This is a genomic window from Gordonia sp. NPDC127522 (assembly GCF_042672305.1).
GTDB classification, from domain to species: domain Bacteria; phylum Actinomycetota; class Actinomycetes; order Mycobacteriales; family Mycobacteriaceae; genus Gordonia; species Gordonia hongkongensis.
Window position 1 is genome coordinate 295327 of sequence record NZ_JBHXVK010000002.1, and the last position, 20805, is coordinate 316131.

The following is a 20805-nucleotide window of genomic DNA, read 5'->3' on the forward strand; positions in this document are numbered from 1 at the left end:
ATCACTGCTGCCAGCCGGCCTTCTCGAAGCCGTATGCACCGAGACCGCGGGCACCGTAGTTCGCCAGGTCGGCGCGGACGGCATAGGCACCCGACTCCGCGTATGTCGGGAGGTGGTGCGCGTGCTCCCAGGCGAGCACGTCGATCTGGTTCGCGATCTCGTTGCGCTTGTCGGCGTCGAGTTCGGCCAGCCCCTGGTCGTAGAGCGCGTCGATCTCCGGGATGTAGATCCGGCCGTAGTTGCTGCCGAAGTCCTCACCCTCCACTTGCTGGAAGACCGGGCGGTCGTGAGCGAACGGGGACGCGGACTTCGTCCACTCGAAGGCGGCGATGTCGAAGTTCCCGGGCAGCAGGTTGGCGTCGTAGAACTGGTCGGGAGACACCGAGACGACGTCGGCGGTGATTCCCACGGCGGCAAGCTGATCTCGCACGACCCCGGACACCGTGGTCCCGACCGGGGTGTTCTGGACGAGTAGTCGCAACGTGAGCGGTTCGCCGTCCTTGGTCCGCACATCGTCGCCGGCCCGGGCCCAACCGGCCTCGTCGAGAGCCTGTTCGGCGGCCTCGCGATCGAACGGGAGCGTGCCGGAGTTGTCGACGTAACCGGTGTCGGTCGGCGGCAGGATGTGATTCCCCACCGGAGCGGCCCCGGGAACGATCTCGCCGAGAAGGACATTCGTGATCGCCGCCGGATCGATGGCCTGGGCAACGGCGACGCGGACTTGTTCGTCGGCGAGGATCGCGCCGTCGGCACCGTTGAACGTCAGCTGGCCGGCCCGACGTTCGGACGCCTGACGGATTTCCACGCCCGGGATCGACTGTGCGCGGGTGAACAGATCGATGTCCCCGCCGATCGGGTAGAGGTCGATCTCGTTGTTGGCCAGGGCATCGGCCCGCGCCGACGGGTCGAGCGCGCGGAAGCTGATCTGCTCGAGCGGTGGAGTCGTCGCCCACCATTCCGGATTACGTTCTACTACAACACTTTTGCTCACCGGATCGACGGAATCGACGACGAACGGTCCCGACGTGATGGTGGGTTCGTTCAGCCACCCGGTGTTGAACGCCTCCGGGTCGGCCGTCACCTCCTTGGGCACGATCAGGTTGAACAGTCCCTGCCATTCGGCGAACGGCTTGGCGAACGTCACGACGGCCTGCTGGTCGGACTCGCCGCGGGTCACCGATTCCACGTCCGAGTAGCCGACGGAGCTGTAACCCTCGAAGGCCGGGTTCTCCCCGCTCAGGGCATCGACCTGGGACCGCAGGTCCTCCCAGTCGAGGGGCCGCCTGTTGGACCACTCGGCCCCGTCGGCGATCGTGTAGGTCACGACCTGGGGCGAGTCCGAGGTCAGCTCGACGCTCGAGAAGAAGTCCTCGGCCAGAACATGTTTGCCGTCGGCGCCGTCACGGAACGCGCTGGGCAGGATGGCTTCGGCCAGCTGCCAGGTCACCACCCGCGCCCCGTTCACCTGCAGCGGGTTGTAGTTGGTGGGCAGTGCGTCGACAGGGATTCGGAGTTCGCCCCCCTGCCGCAGGGACGCGACGTCCTGCGCATTGATGTCCTGTGCCTGCGCCTGCGACGACGCGTTGTCCGCGGATTCCGAATTCGAACTGCACCCGGCGACCAGCGCCGCCGTCAGTGCCATGCCGGCGACGACGCGCCGGCCCCAGGTAACTCTCATGACTACGTGGTCGCCCCTTTGATGCCGCACGAGCCGTGCGGAGTGTGCTAATGCTAATGACAACCATTATCAATAGCACACGAGCCCGAGGCGCGCGAAGTGGGTTCGGCGGGGTGGCACCACCACCGTCGTCGCCGACGCAGCAGCGTGGAGGGGGCGGTGGCACCACGCTCGATGTCGCCTCGGGCTCGCTGGTGCGCGTCGGAGCCGCATGCGAACATATGTTCTATGCGCATCGAGCGGCGGGAGCGGCGGGATCCCTCGATCCTGCACGCCGATCTCGACTCGTTCTATGCCTCGGTCGAGCAGCGGGACGACCCCTCCCTGCGTGGTCGGCCCGTCCTCGTCGGTGGCGGCGTCGTTCTCGCGGCGAGCTACGAGGCCAAGGCCCGCGGCGTTCGGTCGCCGATGCCCGGCCACGAAGCGCGAGCGCTGTGTCCGGACGCGATCGTCGTCCGGCCGCGGTTCGAGGCCTACATGGAGGCGAGCCGCGAGGTCTTCGACATCTTCCACGACACCACTCCCGTGGTCGAGGGCATCTCGGTCGACGAGGCCTTCCTCGACGTCGGGGGTCTCGGCCGGATCAGCGGTACACCGCACGACGTCGCATCGACGATCCGACGCCGCGTCCGCGAGGAGGTCGGCCTTCCCATCACGGTCGGTGGAGCACGCAGCAAGTTCCTCGCCAAGGTCGCCAGCGCCGTCGGCAAGCCGGACGGCCTGCTCATCGTCGAACCGGGAACCGAACTCGACTTCCTGCATCCGCTCCCGGTCCGCCGACTCTGGGGGGTCGGTCCGGTCACCGAGGCCAAGCTGCACGACGCAGGAGTCGACACAGTGGGCCAGCTGGCAGCGCTCGGGGAGCGGTCGTTGCGCGGCATCGTCGGGTCAGGCGCCGGACGGCACCTCTTCGCGCTGTCACTCGCCCAGGACCCGCGTCGGGTGGAGACCGGCAAACGGCGCAGCTCGATCGGTTCACAACGCGCGCTCGGCCGACGCCCGAAGTCCGAGGCCGACCTCGAGGCGACCATCACCGCGATCGTCGAACGACTGGGCAAACGACTCCGAACCGCCGAACGAGTCTGTCGGACCGTCATTCTGCGGTTGCGCTTCGACGACTTCACCCGCGCCACCCGGTCCCGCACCCTGCTGGAGTCCACCGACCGCACCGACCTCATCATGGCGTCGGCGCGCGGCCTCCTCGCCGACGCGATGCCGATCATCCGCGAACGGGGATGCACCCTGGTCGGGTTGTCGCTGACCAACCTCGACGACCACGACAACATCCAGCTGACGCTGCCGCTCGACACCGATCACATCGGCGCCGGGAGCGGAGCGAGCGGGCCGACAGCTACCGAAGAACTCGACGCGACGATGGATCTGCTGTGGGACCGGTTCGGCCGCGACTCGGTCACCCGCGCGGTGCTCATCGGACGCAACCACGGCGACGACGCACCGATGCTGCCCGACTAGCGCGAAAAGCGCGAAACGCTACTTATGCGCCCAAGCGTGACTGTGATGCCGGTGACCCCAACACTTCTGATGTGGCCACCGTGTGGTCGCCCTCACATCCGCTGCAGAATCGAGTAAGACAATGTTGGTAGCCCTCGGCCTCGGGATGGTCGCCACCTTCATGGTGCTGATCATCACCAAGCGGGCGACGCCCGTGGTGGCGCTGATCCTCGTCCCCGTCGCCTTCGGCCTCTTCGCCGGTGCCGGTCTCGGCATCAGCGACATGATCACCGACGGCATCAAGGACCTCGCCCCCACCGCGGCGATGCTGTTCTTCGCGATCATCTTCTTCGGCATCATGATCGACGTCGGACTCTTCGACCCGGTGGTCCGGGCGGTCGTCCGCGCGGTGCACGACGACCCGGCACGCCTGGTGGTCGGAACCGCGGTGCTCGCCGGCGTCGTGTCGCTCGACGGTGACGGTTCGACGACCTTCATCATCACGACGGCCGCACTGCTGCCGCTGTACCTGAAGCTCGGCGTCAGCCCGGTCGTGCTCACGGTCGTCGCCGGACTCACCAACGGCACGATGAACATCCTGCCGTGGGGCGGTCCCACCGCCCGCGCCGCAAGTGCGCTGAACATCGACACCAACGACGTCTTCGTCCCGATGGTCCCCGCACTGGTGGCGGCGCTGGTCGTCGTGCTGCTCTTCGCCTATCACCTCGGTGTGCTCGAACGCCGCCGCATCGGCAAGCTGGAGATCCGGGATTCGATCCTCGCCCCGAAGGAAGAGGTACTGGTCGGCGCCGGTGGCGGAACCGGCCTGCCGCCGAAGGGTCGCCGCGCAGGCGGTTCGGGTTCGGTGGGAACGGGCTCGGGGGGAACGGGCTCGGGCGCCGACGACGACGCTCCCACCGGCGATCACGATCTCAGCCGCCCCGTGGCGGGCGCCGATGACGACGACCGCGACGCATCCTTCTCGGGCGTCCTCGACCCCAATCGGGAAACCTTGCGCCCCAAGCTCTTCTGGGTGAATGCCGGCCTCACCGTGGCCCTGCTGGCCATCCTCGGTGCCGACATCGTCGCCATCCCGGTGCTGTTCATGATCTTCGCCGGCATCGCCCTGGCCATCAACTTCCCGCACATCAAGCAGCAGCAGGAGGCCATCACCCGGCACAGCTCGAGCATCGTGTCGGTGGTCGCCATGGTCCTCGCCGCCGCCGTCCTCACCGGCGTGTTCAACGGCACCGGGATGGTCGACGCCATCGCGCACTGGCTGGCCGATGGCATCCCCGACTGGATGGGCCCCCACATGGCCATCGTGATCGGCGTGCTCTCGATCCCGCTCACCTTCCTGATGAGCAACGATGCCTTCTACTACGGGGTGCTGCCGGTCCTGTCCGAGACCGCGACCCGCTACGGCATCGACCCCACCGAGATGGCGCGGGCATCGATCACCGGCCAGACCGTGCACATGCAGAGCCCGCTCGTCCCGGCGATCCTGCTGCTGGTCGCACTGGCCGGGGTCACCCTGGCCGACCACCACAAGAAGGTCCTGTGGCGCGCCACGGTCGTCTCGCTGGTGATGCTCGCCGTCGGGGTCCTGGTCGGGGCCATCCCGTTCTGATCCGGCATCGATGACCGCGGGCGAGGAGCGCAGGTGTCGGACACCCTTCGTGACGGCCCTCCGCAAGCTCCGGGCCTCCTCAGGGAGCGGGGGCCCGGATCGCCGCGTCGGCGTGCCCGCCCCGCAGCGAGCATTAGGCTGACGTCATGCGTTTGCGGACGCAGGTGCTGCTCCTGCAGCTGGCGGTGATAGCGGTCAGCCTCGCGGTCGGGTTCGGTCTGGTCATCGCCGGAGCCGACGACCGGGTGCGCGACGAGTACGCGCAGCGCGCGCTCGCCATCGCGCAGTCGGTCGCCGCCGACGCCGAGGTCCGCAACGAGGTCGCCGCCCATCCCGGTGCCCGGGTGGACGCGGCGGACCTGGTCGACGGCCCGCTGCAACAACAGGCGGCGGCAGTACGAGCCCGGACCGGAGCCCTGTTCGTCGTCATCGGCAACGACCGCGGCATCCGTCTGGCACACCCCGAGGTGGCGGAGCTCGCCAGGACGGTCTCCACCGACCCGTCGAAGGTGCTGTCCGGATCGAACGAGGTGAACACCGACCGGGGCACCCTGGGCGAGTCGGTCCGCGCGAAGGTGCCGGTCCTGAACACCGACGGCGCAGTCGTCGGGTTCGTGAGCGTCGGTGTCTCCACCGAACGCCTGGGCTCCGAGACCCGCACCGACATCGTCGCGATCGCGCTCCTCGCGCTTGCGGCACTGGGTATCGGCGCGGTGGGTTCGGTGCTGCTGGCCCGTCGTTGGCGCCGACTAACCCTGGGTTTGGAGCCCGACGAACTGGCCGAACTCGTCCGGGAACAGGGGGCCGTGCTGCACTCGATGGCCGACGGTGTGCTCGCCGTCGACGCCGACGGCATCGTGCGCGTGGTCAACGACAGGGCGCGTGCGCTGCTCGACATCGACGCCCCGGTCGGCACCCCCGCCGGCGACCTCGGCCTGACCCCGCGGGTGGCGACGGTCCTGGCCACGCCGACCGACGAACCCCTCGCCGCCGGTGTCGGCGAACGGGTGGTCCTGGTGAGTTCCCATCGGGTGCGGGCCGACGGTCGCGACCTCGGCATGGTCCTGTCGGTGATCGATCGCACCGACGTCGAAGCACTCAGCCGCGAGGTGGATTCGATCAGGTCGATGAGCACCGCCCTGCGCGCACAGCGCCACGAAACCGCCAACCGGATGCACGTACTCGCCGGCCTCCTCCGGCACGGGCACGCCGACGAGGCGCTCGCCTACCTGGACGAGGTCACCGGAACCGGACCGGGAGGGGCGCTCCTCGCCGGACTCGACAATGTGCGCGAACCACACCTCCACGCGTTTCTCGACGCGAAGGCGGCTCAGGCGCGCGAGCGCCGGGTGGTGCTGCGACTCGGCGACCAGACCTGGATCCAGGGCGTGCTCACCGAACCCGTCGTCGTCACCGCCGTGCTCGGCAACCTCGTCGACAACGGGATCGATGCCGCGTCCGGACCGGACGGTGGACAGTCCGGTGAGGTCGAGGTCGAGGTCATCGCCGACGGCGACACGGTCCTGGTCACCGTCGGGGATACCGGACCCGGCATCGCTTTCGACGACCCCGACGATGTTTTCGCCGAGGGCGCCACGACCAAATCGGGCGCGCACGTACCCGGCGGCCGCGGTATGGGACTCGCTCTGGCCCGGCAGATCGCGCGTCGGATCGGCGGCGACGTGTGGGTCGCCGATGCGGGCGGATGTGTGGTCGCGGACGATGGCGGACCGGGCGGGGCGGTGTTCGTCGCCCGCCTGCCCGGTGTGCTCGCGCCGACGGACGAGGCCGAAGACGACTCGTACAGCCAGACCGACGAACCGGGAGTGACCCCATGACCGACGACCTCGGCGTCCTGATCGTCGACGACGACTTCCGGGTCGCGGCGCTGCACTCCGCGATCGTCGACGCCGTCCGGGGCTTCACCGTTCTAGCCCGGGCGGGCAGCATCAGTGCGGCACGTCAGGCGATCGCCGAACATCCCGACATCGATCTCGCACTCCTCGACGTCTACCTGCCGGACGGTTCGGGCATCGAACTGGTCGCCGAACTCGACTGCGACTGCTTCATCGTCGGTGCCGAGACCGACGCCTCGGCGGTACGAAGCGCGATGCGTGCCGGTGCGCTCGCCTACCTGATCAAACCCTTCGACGACGCCGACCTCGCGCGTCGGTTGGCCGGCTATGCCCAGTACCGGCGGATGCTGGTGGGCGAGAACGTCGACCAGCACGCCGTCGACGCAGCGCTGTCGGCACTGCGGTTCGGCACCCGCGCCGCGGACCGGGCCGACGGGGGTTCGCCGACCGAACAGCGGATCCTGGCGCTGTTCGCCGATGGCGCTCCGCTGTTCGCCGACGATGTGTCGCGGGAGATCGGCGTCGCGCCACCGACCGCGCGGCGGCACCTCGCGAACCTCGTGGCGGCCGGACGGTTGACGATGTCGCTGCAGTACGGCACCACCGGCCGGCCCCGGCAGGAGTACCGGCTGCCCGGGGCGTGACAGCGGGATCGGTCGGCACGGGGCGCGGGGACCGGCCCGAGGATTAGAGTGGTGACCCATGACGATGCACGGCGAATCGACTGCCACCGCCACCGGAAATCCGGATCTGATCACAGTGGATGTCCCGACCCATTGGTACAACCTCGCGGCCGAACTCGACACACCGATCCCGCCGCACCTGCATCCGGGCACCAAGGAACCGGTCGGGCCGGACGATCTCGCCGCGTTGTTCCCGAGCGGCCTCATCGCGCAAGAGGTGTCCACCGAGCCCTACATCGAGATCCCCGAACCGGTGCGCGAGATCTACCGGATGTGGCGGCCGTCGCCGCTGATCCGCGCGCGTCGTTTCGAGGAGGCGCTCAACACCAGGGCGCGGATCTACGTGAAGTACGAGGGTGTCAGCCCGGTCGGCAGCCACAAGACGAATTCGGCTGTCGCGCAGGCGTATTACAACAGCCTCGACGGTGTCACCAAACTGACGACGGAGACCGGAGCCGGTCAGTGGGGGAGCGCACTGGCGTTCGCGGGTGCGCAGTTCGGCATCGATGTCGAGGTGTGGCAGGTCCGAGCGTCGTACAGCTCGAAGCCCTACCGGGGGTTCCTCATCCGCACCTACGGCGGCACCATCCACCCCAGTCCGTCCGAGCTGACCGAGTCGGGTCGAGCGATGCTCGCCAGGGACCCGAACACCACGGGCAGTCTGGGGATGGCCGTCAGCGAGGCCGTCGAGGTCGCCGCCTCGAACCCCGACACCCGTTACGCGCTGGGCAGCGTGCTCAATCACGTGGTGCTGCACCAGAGTGTCATCGGGCAGGAGGCCGTCGACCAGCTCAACGCGGTGGAGCCGGGCGGCGCCGATGTCGTGTTCGGCTGTGCCGGAGGCGGTTCGAACCTCGCGGGGCTGTCGTTCCCGTTCCTGCGGGAGAAGCTGCACGGACGCTCGGATCCGCGCGTCATCGCCGCCGAGCCCGCCGCGTGCCCGTCGATCACGCAGGGGGAGTACCGCTACGACCACGGTGACGTCGCCGGACTCACCCCGTTGCTCAAGATGCACACGCTCGGTATGGATTTCGTGCCCGACCCGATCCACGCCGGTGGTCTGCGCTATCACGGCATGGCGCCGGCGCTGAGTCACACGGTGGAGCTCGGTCTGGTGCAGGGTGTCGCCATCTCCCAGCACGACGCGTTCTCCGCGGGCGTGCAGTTCGCCCGGACCCAGGGCATCGTCCCGGCTCCCGAGTCGACGCATGCGATTGCGGCCTGCGCCGCGCACGTCGCCGACAGCGACAAGGACGAGGTCGTCGTGATCGGACTGTCGGGCCACGGGCAACTCGATCTGCCGGCGTACGCCGAATTCCTCGAGGGCGACTTCTGACTCGACCCGGAACCGTGATCCCGGCGATGCGGACGGTCGGCGTCGATCTGTCTGCATCGCCGGCGAAAACGGCTGTCGCATGCGTCGATTGGCAGCCAGGTCGGGCCGTGCTCACCGACCTCGTGGTGGGCGCCGACGACGCCGCCATCCGGCGCCTCGTCGAGGGGTCGACCCGCATCGGGATCGACTCCCCCTTCGGCTGGCCCGACGAGTTCGTCGACTTCGTCGTCGCGCATCACCGAAACCAACTGCCGAAGGGGCGAGAGCTCGACGACATCGCTCGTCGCCGACCACTTGCGTTGCGGCGCACCGATCTGCGGATCGTCGACGCCGGGGCGGGCCGCCCCCTCAGTGTCTCGGCCGATCAGATCGCACACGTCGCATTCCGGTGTGCCGGATTGCTCGCGGATCTGGGCATCGACGACCGCGTCGACGGGTGGGCGGTCGAGGCGTATCCCGCGGGGGCACTCAAGCGTTGGGGACTGACCTCGCGGGGATACAAACGGGCCGCCAACGTTTCGGTGCTCGCCGGGCTCGTCGTCGCTCTCGGAGAAGCTGCGCCATGGCTGGATCTCGGCGATCATGCCGAGACCATGGCCCGTGACGACGACGCGTTCGACGCCGTGATCACCGCACTGATCGCGCGCGCCGCCGAGCTCGGCCGGACCATCTTGCCCGATGTCGCCGACCGCCCGATCGCCGTGCGGGAGGGGTGGATCCATGTACCCACCGTCGAGCTCGCGGAACTGAGGTGAGTAGTGGTCTCGATCAGTCCAGCGACAACCGCATGAGCACGCGCGGGAACCCGGCGAGGACCGACGAGGTGTCGGCCGCCTTGGTGAAACCGGCCTTCTCGAACAGGCCGCGGGTCCCGACATAAGCCATCGTCAGATCGACTCTGGCGCCCTGATTGTCGACGGGATAACCCTCGATCGCCGGCGCACCGTTCGACCGCGCGTAGTCGACGGCCCCGGCCAGCAGTGCGTGCGAGATCCCCTGCTTGCGATGACCGGGGCGGACACGCATGCACCACACCGACCACACCGGCAGGTCGTCCACGTGGGGGATCTTCCGGTTCCGTGCGAAGGTCGTGTCCGCGCGCGGTGAGACGGCTGCCCAACCGACGACCTCATCCGCGTCGCCGTAGGCGAGCACTCCCAGCGGAATGCCGCTGTCGCACAGCTCTTTCACGAACTCTCCCCGCTGCTCGCGGACCAGCTCCTGGTTCTGCGTGCTCGGGATGCGGTAGCTCAGGCACCAGCAGACGTTCGACGTCGGCTTCTTCGGACCGACCATCGTGGCGATGTCGTCGAAGATCGTCGCGGGCCTGACCTCGATGGGCATGAGTCCCATGGTTGTCGGCTCGGTCCGGGACGGCAAGCGGGCCGGTGTCGGCCCGGTGGCTGTCGCTCACACTCCTGCCCCCTGGGGAGCGAGCTTGCGCGCGTCCCCCTCTGCTCCCTGGGGAGCGAGCTTGCGAGCGTCCCCCTCTGCTCCCTGGGGAGCGAGCTTGCGCGCGTCCCCCTCTGCTCCCTGAGGAGCGAGCTTGCGAGCGTCACGAAGGGTCTTCGCAACCTCGGTCGCCGGACCCTTCGTGACGCGCCCTCCGCAAGCTCCGGGCGCTCCTCAGGGAGCGATGGGGGGTCGCTTCTTTCGGATTAGCGCGGAGAGGTCGCCGGTCCGGCCCCGAAGACGGTGCGGTACCAGATCGCGGTGAGGATCTCGATGGCCGTGTCGTCGTCGGGTATGGGCCCGGCGGCGTCACCGCGGACCGCAAGCCAGGTCCAGCACGTGGATTCGAGGGTCGCGACCAGTGCGGACGCCAGCGGTTCGAGCGGCAGGCCGATGGAGTACCCAGCGCGCTCGGCACCGTGCAGACCGGACAACACCTGCTTCACACCGGACACCCGGTTGGCCAGCCAGCGGTTGCGGAAATCGTCGTCGGTCATCGACATCTGGAACAGGCCGATGATCTCGGGCAGGTACTTCTTGTATGTCGTCCAATACGCGGTCACGGCCGCGCGGACGCTCGCCTCCGGCTCGGTGTGCCGGGTCGCGAGCGACTGCTCCACCACTTCGTCCGAGAACTGATCCAGCAGGGCTTCGAGCAGTCGGTCTTTGCTGTCGTAGTAGTTGTAGAACGAACCGGTCGACCGGCCGGCAGCGGCGGAGATGTCCGAGATCTTGGTGTTCAGGTAGCCCTTTTCGGCGAACGTCCGGCGCGCGGCGTCGAGAAACGCGGCCTCGGTCTGGCGACCTTTGTTCGTCGGCGGCACCGTGAGCTCCTTCCGCGGACCGATTCTCCATCGAACCATGTGGACGGTCGATGACCGCACTCGGATCGACGGGAAGTGTGACCCTTGTCATCTTCTGAACCTGAATCTAGCATCAGAAAAACGTAGAGACAGGAGTTCGGCATGGAATCGTTCGTCCAGCACCGCAAGGGGCGCACGCCTCGGCAGGTGCACCGAGATGTCGCCGATCTGAAAGACGATGAGCTCGGACGATACGGTTTCACCGGCCGCACGGCACATCTGTATCGACGCAACGACCCGACGCAGTTCCGGGCGGTGGGCACCCACACCGGCGTCGATCGAATCGTCACCGACCTCGCGCCCACCGACCAGAACGACCACGCGGGTGAGCCGCTGCTGATGTTCTCCAACGAGGACTGCCGGATTTCTTTGAGTCGTCGGAAAGAGGCCGCTCCGTTCTGGTTTCGCCCGGTCGACGGCGACGAACTCGTCTTCGTCCACGAGGGCACCGGGTATTTCGAGACCGAGTTCGGTCGATTGCCCTACCGGCCCGGCGATTACGTATATCTCCCCAAGGGGTGCACCTATCGTCAGGTGCCCGACGGTGCGTCGTTGCTGCTCGTCATCGAGGCGGTCGACGAGTTCCGGGTGCCCGAGCCGGGCGTGCTGGGCAGGTTCTTCCCCTTCGACTCCTCGCTCGTCGTCGTTCCCGAGGCGGAGGCGTTCGACGGTGACGGCCGAGACGAGTACGAGGTGCGGTTCCGGCAGCGAGAGGGGCAGACATCGCTGTTCTACCCGTTCCACCCGCTCGACGTAGAGGGCTGGCGTGGAGACAATTTCCCGTTCACGTTCAACATCGAGGACTACGACGTCATCACCTCCGAGACGGTGCATCTGCCGCCCACGGTGCATCTGTTCATGCAGGCGACCGGGGTGTACGTGATGAACTTCCTGCCGCGCCCCGCCGAGGCGCGCAAGGGTGCCGAACGGCTGCCGTGGTACCACCGGAACACCGACTTCGACGAGATCGCGTTCTTCCACGGCGGCAGCATGTTCGGAGTCGGCATGCCGCCGGGTCTGATCTCCCACGCACCCCAGGGGATGCATCACGGCATCCCGGAGCGGGCGCGAGAGCGTTCCCGGCGCAAGTTCGACGAGTTCGACCGCGTGGAATGGCAGGTGATCTCGATCGACACCCGTCGACGGTTGATCGCCGCACCCGCACTTTTCGAATCCGGGGTCGCGGACTCCGCACAGGCCGACGCCGGGTCACGAGTATGAGCGACCGGGGGGACGTGCCCCGTCACGACTACGACCGTATTCCGTACCTCGTTGTCTTCGAGGATCTCTCGGCGTACCAGGACACCTACGGCGGGGTCACCGAGAGCGTGGTGCTCGAGAGCTACCTGCTCCGCCCCCGTGGCGTGCCGTCGAAGAACGTCATCGTCTTCATGCACCCGATCGGGGGCGGCGCCTACTTGCCGATGACCAATGCGCTCGCCCGCGCCGGTCACCACGTCATCTACTGCAACAGCCGGTATCGCGGCGTCGACAGTGCGTTGATCATGGAGAAGGTGGTGCAGGATCTCGGTGCGTGCGTGAAGGATGCGCGCGAACGCCTCGGTTACGAGAAGGTCATCCTGGCCGGTTGGAGCGGTGGCGGCGCCCTGTCGCTGTACTACCAGCAGCAGGCACAGCACGCGACGGTCACCGCGACCCCCGCCGGTGAGCCGCCGGACCTGACCGCCCTCGACCTCCCCGCCGCGGACGGCATGATGCTGCTTGCGGCGCACGTCTCGCGGCACGGCACTCTGACCGAGTGGATGGACCCGTCGATTCTCGACGAGTCTGATCCCGACAACCGCGACCCGGAGCTGGACCTCTACAACCCCTCGAATCCGAACCAGCCGCCGTACTCGGCAGAGTTCCTCGACCGCTACCGCGCGGCGCAGATCGACCGTAACCGGCGGATCACCGCCTGGGTGAAAGAGCGACTCGTCGATCTGCGCGAGCGCGGCGAACCGCTGATGGAGCGCGGTTTCATCGTGCACGGAACGATGGCCGATCCGCGCTGGCTCGACCTGACCGTCGACCCGAGCGATCGCAGGCTCGGTTGCTACCTGGGTGATCCGCGGATCGTGAACATGGGACCGGTCGGGCTCGCCCGGTTCACCACGCTGCGAAGTTGGCTGTCGCAGTGGAGCTTCGACGACGCCAACGGCGACGGTCCCCGGTGTGCGGCCGATCTCGCCGTCCCGACACTGGTCATCGGCAACTCCGCCGACAACGCGTGCACGCCCAGTCATACGCACCGCCTCTTCGACGCGGTCGGTCATCCCGACAAGACCCTGCACACCATCGTCGGTGCGACGCACTACTACTCGGGCCGAGACCAGATCCCGCACCTGAGAGAAGCGGTCGGGACCATCACCCAGTGGCTGGCCGAGCGGGGGTGGGCCAACTGACGGCCTGGGTTCGCTGAAAACCGCCCGGTGGAAAGTGCTCGGGGACGTAGCGTTCGGTGTCCATTTCTGGTGGGCGGTTATCAGCTTGGCTTTCTCCAGGCAGGCGACCGGCTGCGGTGGTACCCGTGAGCGATGATCTCGGCGATGTCCGCATAGGTGTTGGCCCAATCACCGAAAACCTGCGCATAGGTGACCCGCAACGGAAAGTAACCGCGTGAGATCAGCTTTCGGTCTCGGGTGCGATCCTCCTCGTACTTCTCGATCCCGGTGTGGTGTTCGACGCTGTCCAGCTCGAGCGCGAGCCGTTATCCGACGAGCAGATCGACCCATCCGACACCGGGTACGTGGTGCTGGACCGTGACTCGCAAGCCGGCGCTTCTGAGACGCAGGCGGGCTGCTGTCTCGGTTCCCGACGCGGCGAGTCGGTGAGTCTTCTCGATGGCGCGCTTGATGAACATCGGCGCGTCATCGAACTCGGTGCGGAGTCGTGCGGGCGTGATCTTGCCGGTGTTGAGTGCGGAGTCGCACAGAATGACGAATCCCTCGACGTCGAAGCACCGGGCGGCGTACTGCAATGCTGTCGCGACATCGTCGACGGCGCCGTTGGCCGGGGTCGGCCGGCCGTACCGTCGGCACCTGTCGTGGGATCGGCGTCGCTCGTGGCGCGTCACACGCGAATGCACTTGTTCGGGATGTTCAGGTATCCAGAGTCCGTGGCGTCGTAGCGCGGTCGCACAGGAGACAACGCCATGATCGGCGACGGCCCCGACCACTTCTGGATCGGCGGCCTCGGTCCGGTACCACCCGTGGCGTATCGACGAGAGCGTGCCGGAACGGCACGCATCCCGGATCGATGCGGCGGTCTCGCCGGCGGCCAAGAGTTGATGGGTGGCGACGACGCCGCCGAACCGCTCGGTGAGCTCGTCGAAGGTCATGCGGGACAGTGTCTATCGTGGCGGCGGGCAGAACCCGGCGTCCGAGACGTCTGTGGATTACTACGTCAGCCGTGTGAAAACCGCCCGTGGAAAACGGACAGCCGGCAGACCGTCGTCGGGTCCGCTCCACCGGGCGGTTTTCAGACGACGGTCACTCCAGCAGCTTCTTCTGCACCTTGCCCATGGCATTGCGCGGGAGGGACTCGACGAACCGGATCTCGCGCGGCCGCTTGTGATTCGACAGCTCGCCGGCGACGAATTCGATGAGCTCGGTGTCGGCGACCTGGTCGCCGACGACGTAGGCGACGATGCGTTGGCCCAGGTAGTCGTCGGGGACGCCGATCACCGCCACCTCGCGGACCGCCGGGTGGGCGAGCAGGACTGTCTCGATTTCGCCGGCCCCGATGCGGAACCCGCCGGACTTGATGAGGTCGGTCGCTCGTCGGCCGACGATGCGGTGCATCCCGTCTCCGTCGATGACTGCGACGTCACCGGTCGCGAAAAAGCCGTCCGGAAGCCAGGATTCGGCAGTCGCATCCGGCCGATTGAGATATCCGGACGCCATCATCGGGCCGCGGACGTGGAGATCGCCCACGCTCTCGCCGTCGTGGGGTAGCGGCTTGCCGTTCTCCACCAGCCTTGTCTCCACGTGGGCGAGCGGGAGTCCCACCCATCCGGGCCGGCGCTGTCCGTCGACGCGCGTGCTGACGGTGATCAGTGTTTCGGTCATGCCGTAACGCTCGACGATCTCGTGGCCGGTGAGCTCGTGGATCCGCTCGAAGACCGGCACGGGAAGCGGGGCGCTGCCCGACACCAGGACTCGCGCCGACGACAGCGTCTGTGCCGCAGTCGGATCGGCGGCGACGCGGTTCCACACCGTCGGCACGCCGAAGAACATGGTCGCGCCGGATCCGGCGGCACCGGCGTAGGTGTCGGCGGTCGGGGTGACGGTGTGGATCAGTCGCCCGCCCCGTCGCAGGGGACCCAGGACCCCCAGGATCAACCCGTGGACGTGGAACAGCGGAAGGCCATGCGCCAGAGTGTCGTCGGCGGTCCACAGCCACGCATCGGCGAGTGCGTCGAGACCCTCGGCGATGCTCTGCCTGGTGATCGGAACACCTTTGGGGAGGCCGGTCGTGCCGGAGGTATAGAGGATCAGTGCGGTCGAATCGGCGTGCGGTTCCGGGTGACGGTGCCACGATTTCGCGTAGCGGCGGACCGGGATGACAGGAATGGTGGGTTCGGCGGGGGCCTGCCCGAGCCACGCCTGTGCCCCCGAGTCCGCGAGGATGTGCTCGAACTCGCGCGGCCCGGAGTCGGGCGGAACGGGGACGACCGGCACCCCGGCGATCAGCGCGCCCACGACCGCCAGCACCGTCTCCACCGTCGGCGTGGCCAGTACCGCGACGGTTCGGGCGCCGGCGATCCGTTCGGCGACTGCCGTCGCGGCCCCGACGAGGTCCTCGCGCGACAGCTTGTCGTCGCCGACACGGATCACGGCGGGGTCGTCCGGTGCGGTGGGGGTCAGGGTGGGCAGCAGCACGTGTTCACTGTGCCACGACGGGTCCATCCCGCCCGTCACCTGCGCAGATCGCCGAGGTCACACGGCGTGCGCCCCTCACGCCGACCGCCGTCGGCGGTGGGACACCCCGACCCGCACTCCTGAGCGCATGCCCTCGGCGCCGATGGCATGATCTCGTGCACACGCAGCGACCGATCGGGGGCAACGATGTCTGAGCGCTTTCACCTGAGCACCATGCGCCTACGAGACCCGGCCGAACCGGGCCGGACGGCCAGCACGCTCGAGCTCTTCTTCGATCTGGTCTTCGTGGTCGCGGTCAGCATCGCAGCCGTCCAGCTCCATCACGCACTCACCGAGAACCACATCGTCGACGGGGTCGTGTCGTACGCCTACATCTTCTTCGCCATCTGGTGGGCGTGGATGAACTTCACCTGGTTCGCGACATCGTTCGGCACCGACGACTGGCTCTACCGGGTGCTCACCTTCGTCCAGATGGCGGGTGTGCTGGTGCTGGCCGCCGGGATCGAGCCCGCCTTCGTCGACCACGAGTTCACCCTGGTCGTGTTCGGCTATGTGGTCATGCGCGTCGCGATGGTCGCGCAGTGGTTGCGCGCTTCCGGCTTTGCCGGAGACCGCCGCCGGACGACCCGGCTCTATGCCGCCGGGATCGCCGTCGTCCAGATCTTGTGGCTGCTATGGCTGCTCGTACCGTCGGGAGCAGCCGCAACCATCGGGTTCGTGGTGCTCGTCGGTGCCGAGCTCGCGGTGCCGGTGATCGCCGAGAAGCAGGGAAACACTCCGTGGCATCCGCATCACATCACCGAACGGTACGGACTGTTCACGCTGATCCTGCTCGGCGAGAGCCTGTTGGCGTCGTCGAACGCCATCATCGAGGCCCTGCACAACGAACAGGAGCTCGCCCCGCTGATCTCGATCGCGATCCTCACGTTCATCGCGACCGCCGCGCTGTGGTGGATCTACTTCTGGCCGCCGCACCACCGGGCCATCGGATCGCTCGCCGACTCCCTTCGATACGGATACGTCCACTACTTCGTCTTCGCCGCTGCCGGTGCCTTCTCGGCCGGTATCGAGGTCGAGATCGACGTCCTGACCCACCACAGCGAGCTGACGGAAACCCAGGCGTCGTTCACGGTCACGATCCCCATTGCCGTCTTCATCCTGGGCATCTGGTGGATTGCTCTGCGCGCCAACGCTGATCGCGTGGTGAACACCGTGGTACCGGTCGGTGCCGTGCTGGTCCTGCTCGACCCGGTCATCCCGGTCCCGTTCGCCTTGACCGCCGTCTTCCTCGTCGCGATCGTCGTCGTCCTGGTCCTTCGACCACCACTCACCACGGCCGGTGACCCGCAGGTGTGACTACCGCATCGCCGCCATGATGCCGGTGAGCAGCCAACTGCGTAATCGCGCGGTGCTCCAGTTCCGTTCGACGGTGAAGTAGCGATGGGTCGCCGGGCCGGTGAGATAGCTCAGAATGTCGGCGAATTCGTCGACCCGGGTGTCGGAGATCAGGCCCCGGTGGACGAACCAGTGGCAGCCGGTGTGCACGTCGTCGAGCCGGCGGAGCTCAGACCGCTCGAGTTGTTCGCCGATGGCCGGGTCGGTGTCGGCCGCCAGCGTCGCGGCATGCCATAGATCGGCGATCCGGCTGTTCGCGGCGACGACGTGGTCGACGTACCGCCCGATGGCGCGATCGGTGTCGGTGTCGTTCATGATCGCGATGAACTCGGGTCGCTCGAGCAGCGAGACGAACTTCTCGTCACCGGTGAAGGCGCGTTCGAGGACGGCCGTCATGAGGGACGCTTTCGACCCCGCCTGATGCACGGTGCCGACGGACACCCCGGCCTGCTGCGCGATCTGCTGCACGGTGGTCCGCGAATATCCCTGCTGGACGAACAGAGCCTGGGCGGCGTCGAGGATGCGTGTCCGCGTCTGCGCGGCGCTGATCGCGCGCTTACGCGGTGTGTAGGGGCGTTTGCTCACGCCGGCCTCCGGTCGGGTCGGACTCCAACGACAACGATAGTAGTGGCATTGCTGGGCTTCGCCCAAAGGTCGATCACGGTCCCCGAATTCACTTAGCCCGCTGAAGTGCAAAGATGGGACCAATCGCGTGAGAGCGCTCATCCGTCGTCCAATTTGGTTAGAGTCGAGCTCTATTCAAATGGAGGATCGATGTCGACCATTCTGTTGTGCGCCACGCCGCTGGCCGGACACGTCGGTCCGCTCAGCGCTGTCGGACGGGTGCTGGCGGATCGGGGTCACGAGGTGATCATGCTGACCGGCTCGCGCTTCGCCGACCGGGTTGGCGACGCGGGGTTGACCGTCGAATCGCTGACCGGAGTCGCCGATCTGGACGAACGTGACCCCGACAGCTTCACCCCCGACCGGCATCGGTACCGCGGACTGGCGCTGTCGCGCTATCAGGTCGAGCGGACGTTCATCGCGCCGCTGCCGGAGCAGGCGGCGGCGGTGGCGTCGGTCGTCGCCCGTCGGGGCGTCGACGTGATCCTGTGCGACGGCACCTTCGCCGGGATCATCCCCCTGCTGTCTCGACCACCGGGCCGCCGGCCGCCGGTCATCGGTGTCGGCACCATGCCGCTCGCTCAGTCCAGTCCCGACGTCGCCCCCTTCAACAGCGGCTTGCCGCCGATGTCCGGTCCACTGGGTCGGCTCCGTAACCGGTTGGCTCACATGGCAGTACGACGGGTGTTGTTCGCGTCCACGCAGTCCTCGGCGCGCGACCTGGTCCGACGGGCCGGGGGCTCGCTTGATCATTTCGTCCTCGACCTGTCCAGGGCGTTCGACCGTTTCGTTCAGTTGGGCCCGGCCGAATTCGAGTATCCCCGATCAGATCTCGCGCCGAACACGGTGTTCGCGGGGCCGGTGTTCCCTGGCGGTGCTGTTCCCCCGCCGCCGTGGTGGTCGGAGATGGTCGACGACGACCGCCCGATCGTTCACGTCACCCAGGGCACGCTCGACAACGACGACTTCTCCCAACTGATCGAACCCGCCGTCGCCGGGCTGGCCGAGATGGACGTCCAGGTCGTCGTGACAACCGGCGGTGCGGACCCGGATCCCGTGCCGCGGAACGACAACACGCGGGTCGCGCGGTTCCTCGACTACGACGCCCTGTTGCCGCGCACATCGGTGCTGATCACCAACGGCGGCTACGGCGGAGTGCTGCAGGCACTGCGCCACGGCGTGCCCGTCGTCGTCGCACCAGGGGGTGAGGACAAGCCCGAAGTCGCGGCTCGGGTGGCGTACTTCGGGGTCGGCGCAGATCTGGGGACCCGACGACCCGCTCCTGCGGACCTCGCCGCGACGGTACGCCGCATCCTGGCCGACGACGGCGTTGCCGTTCGGTGCCGGCAGATGGCGCATGCGATCGCCGGTTACGACTCGACCCAGACGATCGTGACCGAAGTCGATCGGGCGGTTCGTCGATCGACCCGCTCATCCCGACCCGCCGCGCGGTCTGTGTCATCCGGATACCCGAATGTCGGCGCACCTGCCGACGACAACCGAGAAAGAGAGCCCGACATGAGTGATGCACGAGCAGTCATCGACGCGCACGTCGATGCCTTCAACGATCGCGCACCGGAGAACGAACCATGGTCCGCCGATGCGGAATTGGTCTCACCGGGTGGGGTGTTCACGGGACGGGAGGGCGTACTGGGTTTCCTGTCCGTCTTCCAGGGCGCCTTCTCCGACGGTCGCCTCACCGTTGGTTCGTATGTCGTCGACGGCGACAACGCCTCGGTGGAGGGCACGTTCGACGGTGTCCACGACGGTGTGTTGCAGAGTCCGTCGGGTCGGGTCGAACCCACCGGACGGCCTGTCTCGTTCCGATGGAGTGCGACCTACCGGATCGACGGCTCGGAGCTGATGTCCGAGCACCTGTACTTCGATCAGCTCGACTTCCTCGGGCAGCTGGGTGTGCTCCCCGGATGAGTCGTGCTCGGCGCCGGTTGATCGGGGTCTTCGCGGCTGCGCTCGTCGCCGGTCCGATCGTCTCGGGTACGCAGGGAATCGTCTCGGCGGCACCGGTATCCGCGTCGGCGTCGGTGATCAGCAGTGTGGCGGTCGGGCCGCAGCGGCACGATCTGGTGATCCGTTCGGCTGCGATGGGCCGGGACGTGCCGGTGAGTGTGTTGCACCCGGCGCACTCCCGGTCGCGCGGGACGCTGTATCTCCTCGACGGGGGCGGCCGCAAGACGGCGATCAGCGACTGGATTCGGGAAGCCCGCGCGGACAGGTATTTCCGCGACAAGGACGTCAATGCGGTGCTGCCCGGCGGCCAGGGGGCGTTCTACACGAACTGGCAGCACGACGACGCGACGTTCGGGCGTCCGCAGTGGGAGACCTTCCTGACCGTCGAACTGCCGTCGCTGATCGACGGCCGGTTCCACGGCAACGGGCGGAACGCGGTCGCGGGCCTGTCCATGGGCGGCCAGGCCGCGTTCACACTCGCGACGCGCCGGCCGGGCTTGTACACGGGCGTCGGTTCCATCAGCGGTTGCCCGTTCACGACCGGCCCGGTGCACGAAGGGCAGATCCGAGCCGCGATCATCCGCGACGGTGGGGATCCCACCAACATGTGGGGTCCGTGGAACGCGCCGGGATGGGCCGACCACGACCCGGGTCGCCGCCTGCCGGCCCTCGTCGGGATGCGCGTCTTCATCGCGTCCGGGACCGGCGCGCCCGGCCCCCTCGATCAACGCACCCGGCTCGACCCGGGCCGGCACCGTGGGGAGAAGATCGCGACGGGAGCGGTACTCGAGAACTCGGTCAACGCGTGCTCGAACGAGTTCGCCCGCCGGATGAGGTCCGAGGGACTGCAGCCCGTCGTCCATCTCCGTGCGATCGGAACGCACGCATGGCCCTACTGGGCCGAGGATCTGCCCGTGATGTTCGCCGCACTCGCACCCGGCCTCTGATCGCCCACGAGTGACTTCGCGCCATTCCGGGTACACCG

17 protein-coding genes are annotated in these 20805 nt (G+C 67.8%); 11 read left to right on the forward strand and 6 right to left on the reverse strand.

Going from position 1 to position 20805, the window contains the following annotated elements:
- Position 1: 1 nt before the first annotated feature.
- Entirely contained in the window at positions 2-1678 is a 1677-nt protein-coding gene (locus ACFVHY_RS05645) for an ABC transporter family substrate-binding protein (protein WP_390269479.1), read from the reverse strand.
- Between the two features lie 228 nt (positions 1679-1906).
- Here ACFVHY_RS05645 and dinB point away from each other — a divergent pair, with 228 nt between their 5' ends.
- From dinB to ACFVHY_RS05675, 6 genes are all read left to right on the forward strand, one after another.
- Positions 1907-3151, forward strand: coding sequence for a DNA polymerase IV (dinB, locus tag ACFVHY_RS05650; RefSeq protein WP_390269482.1), 1245 nt, complete (start codon positions 1907-1909; stop codon positions 3149-3151).
- A gap of 121 nt (positions 3152-3272) precedes the next feature.
- Entirely contained in the window at positions 3273-4760 is a 1488-nt protein-coding gene (locus tag ACFVHY_RS05655) for a CitMHS family transporter (RefSeq protein WP_390269486.1), read from the forward strand.
- 146 nt (positions 4761-4906) lie between these two features.
- Positions 4907-6598 (forward strand): ATP-binding protein, encoded by a 1692-nt coding sequence (locus ACFVHY_RS05660; RefSeq protein WP_390269489.1) that lies wholly within the window; start codon positions 4907-4909, stop codon positions 6596-6598.
- Positions 6595-7260 (forward strand): response regulator, encoded by a 666-nt coding sequence (locus tag ACFVHY_RS05665; protein WP_390269492.1) that lies wholly within the window; start codon positions 6595-6597, stop codon positions 7258-7260. The genes ACFVHY_RS05660 and ACFVHY_RS05665 overlap by 4 nt, the downstream gene beginning before the upstream one ends.
- A gap of 64 nt (positions 7261-7324) precedes the next feature.
- Complete coding sequence (locus ACFVHY_RS05670) at positions 7325-8635, forward strand: TrpB-like pyridoxal phosphate-dependent enzyme (protein ID WP_390270334.1); 1311 nt, start codon at positions 7325-7327, stop codon at positions 8633-8635.
- 26 nt (positions 8636-8661) lie between these two features.
- Positions 8662-9390 (forward strand): DUF429 domain-containing protein, encoded by a 729-nt coding sequence (locus ACFVHY_RS05675; RefSeq protein WP_390270337.1) that lies wholly within the window; start codon positions 8662-8664, stop codon positions 9388-9390.
- 13 nt (positions 9391-9403) lie between these two features.
- On the opposite strand, the gene ACFVHY_RS05680 is transcribed toward ACFVHY_RS05675, so the two are convergent.
- Complete coding sequence (locus tag ACFVHY_RS05680) at positions 9404-9979, reverse strand: GNAT family N-acetyltransferase (RefSeq protein WP_390269495.1); 576 nt, start codon at positions 9977-9979, stop codon at positions 9404-9406.
- Positions 9980-10293: 314 nt separating this feature from the next.
- Positions 10294-10911, reverse strand: coding sequence for a TetR/AcrR family transcriptional regulator (locus ACFVHY_RS05685; RefSeq protein ID WP_390269498.1), 618 nt, complete (start codon positions 10909-10911; stop codon positions 10294-10296).
- A 141-nt stretch (positions 10912-11052) separates the two neighbouring features.
- On the opposite strand from ACFVHY_RS05685, the gene ACFVHY_RS05690 reads away from it, so the two are divergent.
- Both ACFVHY_RS05690 and ACFVHY_RS05695 read left to right on the forward strand, forming a co-directional pair.
- Entirely contained in the window at positions 11053-12171 is a 1119-nt protein-coding gene (locus ACFVHY_RS05690) for a homogentisate 1,2-dioxygenase (RefSeq protein WP_390269501.1), read from the forward strand.
- Positions 12168-13355 carry an alpha/beta fold hydrolase gene (locus tag ACFVHY_RS05695; RefSeq protein ID WP_390269504.1) on the forward strand — a complete coding sequence of 396 codons (1188 nt, stop codon included), beginning with the start codon at positions 12168-12170 and terminating at the stop codon, positions 13353-13355. Before ACFVHY_RS05690 ends, ACFVHY_RS05695 begins: the two co-directional genes overlap by 4 nt.
- Before the next feature lie 305 nt (positions 13356-13660).
- Here ACFVHY_RS05695 and ACFVHY_RS05700 read toward each other — a convergent pair whose 3' ends face one another.
- Entirely contained in the window at positions 13661-14290 is a 630-nt protein-coding gene (locus ACFVHY_RS05700) for a hypothetical protein (protein ID WP_390269507.1), read from the reverse strand.
- Positions 14291-14441: 151 nt separating this feature from the next.
- The gene (locus ACFVHY_RS05705; protein WP_390269510.1) at positions 14442-15833 is read right to left on the reverse strand and encodes an acyl-CoA synthetase; all 1392 of its coding nucleotides are present in this window, start codon (positions 15831-15833) and stop codon (positions 14442-14444) included.
- 186 nt (positions 15834-16019) lie between these two features.
- Here ACFVHY_RS05705 and ACFVHY_RS05710 point away from each other — a divergent pair, with 186 nt between their 5' ends.
- Entirely contained in the window at positions 16020-17189 is a 1170-nt protein-coding gene (locus ACFVHY_RS05710; protein ID WP_390269513.1) for a low temperature requirement protein A, read from the forward strand.
- Here the strand turns inward: ACFVHY_RS05710 and ACFVHY_RS05715 are convergent, their stop codons facing one another.
- Positions 17190-17813, reverse strand: a complete 624-nt coding sequence (locus ACFVHY_RS05715; protein WP_068972316.1) for a TetR/AcrR family transcriptional regulator — start codon at positions 17811-17813, stop codon at positions 17190-17192.
- A 189-nt stretch (positions 17814-18002) separates the two neighbouring features.
- Here ACFVHY_RS05715 and ACFVHY_RS05720 point away from each other — a divergent pair, with 189 nt between their 5' ends.
- Together ACFVHY_RS05720 and ACFVHY_RS05725 are read left to right on the forward strand one after the other, a co-directional pair.
- Complete coding sequence (locus ACFVHY_RS05720; protein WP_390269516.1) at positions 18003-19781, forward strand: nucleotide disphospho-sugar-binding domain-containing protein; 1779 nt, start codon at positions 18003-18005, stop codon at positions 19779-19781.
- A complete protein-coding gene (locus tag ACFVHY_RS05725; RefSeq protein WP_390269519.1) occupies positions 19778-20767 on the forward strand; it encodes an alpha/beta hydrolase in 990 nt (329 codons plus the stop codon). Before ACFVHY_RS05720 ends, ACFVHY_RS05725 begins: the two co-directional genes overlap by 4 nt.
- Positions 20768-20805: the final 38 nt, after the last annotated feature.

Coding starts and splice junctions, on each gene's coding strand:
- ACFVHY_RS05645 (WP_390269479.1), bottom strand. CDS start 1,678: ATGAGAGTTACCTGGGGCCGGCGCGTCGTCGCCGGCATGGCACTGACG.
- dinB (WP_390269482.1), top strand. CDS start 1,907: ATGCGCATCGAGCGGCGGGAGCGGCGGGATCCCTCGATCCTGCACGCC.
- ACFVHY_RS05655 (WP_390269486.1), top strand. CDS start 3,273: ATGTTGGTAGCCCTCGGCCTCGGGATGGTCGCCACCTTCATGGTGCTG.
- ACFVHY_RS05660 (WP_390269489.1), top strand. CDS start 4,907: ATGCGTTTGCGGACGCAGGTGCTGCTCCTGCAGCTGGCGGTGATAGCG.
- ACFVHY_RS05665 (WP_390269492.1), top strand. CDS start 6,595: ATGACCGACGACCTCGGCGTCCTGATCGTCGACGACGACTTCCGGGTC.
- ACFVHY_RS05670 (WP_390270334.1), top strand. CDS start 7,325: ATGCACGGCGAATCGACTGCCACCGCCACCGGAAATCCGGATCTGATC.
- ACFVHY_RS05675 (WP_390270337.1), top strand. CDS start 8,662: ATGCGGACGGTCGGCGTCGATCTGTCTGCATCGCCGGCGAAAACGGCT.
- ACFVHY_RS05680 (WP_390269495.1), bottom strand. CDS start 9,979: ATGCCCATCGAGGTCAGGCCCGCGACGATCTTCGACGACATCGCCACG.
- ACFVHY_RS05690 (WP_390269501.1), top strand. CDS start 11,053: ATGGAATCGTTCGTCCAGCACCGCAAGGGGCGCACGCCTCGGCAGGTG.
- ACFVHY_RS05695 (WP_390269504.1), top strand. CDS start 12,168: ATGAGCGACCGGGGGGACGTGCCCCGTCACGACTACGACCGTATTCCG.
- ACFVHY_RS05700 (WP_390269507.1), bottom strand. CDS start 14,290: ATGACCTTCGACGAGCTCACCGAGCGGTTCGGCGGCGTCGTCGCCACC.
- ACFVHY_RS05710 (WP_390269513.1), top strand. CDS start 16,020: ATGTCTGAGCGCTTTCACCTGAGCACCATGCGCCTACGAGACCCGGCC.
- ACFVHY_RS05720 (WP_390269516.1), top strand. CDS start 18,003: ATGTCGACCATTCTGTTGTGCGCCACGCCGCTGGCCGGACACGTCGGT.
- ACFVHY_RS05725 (WP_390269519.1), top strand. CDS start 19,778: ATGAGTCGTGCTCGGCGCCGGTTGATCGGGGTCTTCGCGGCTGCGCTC.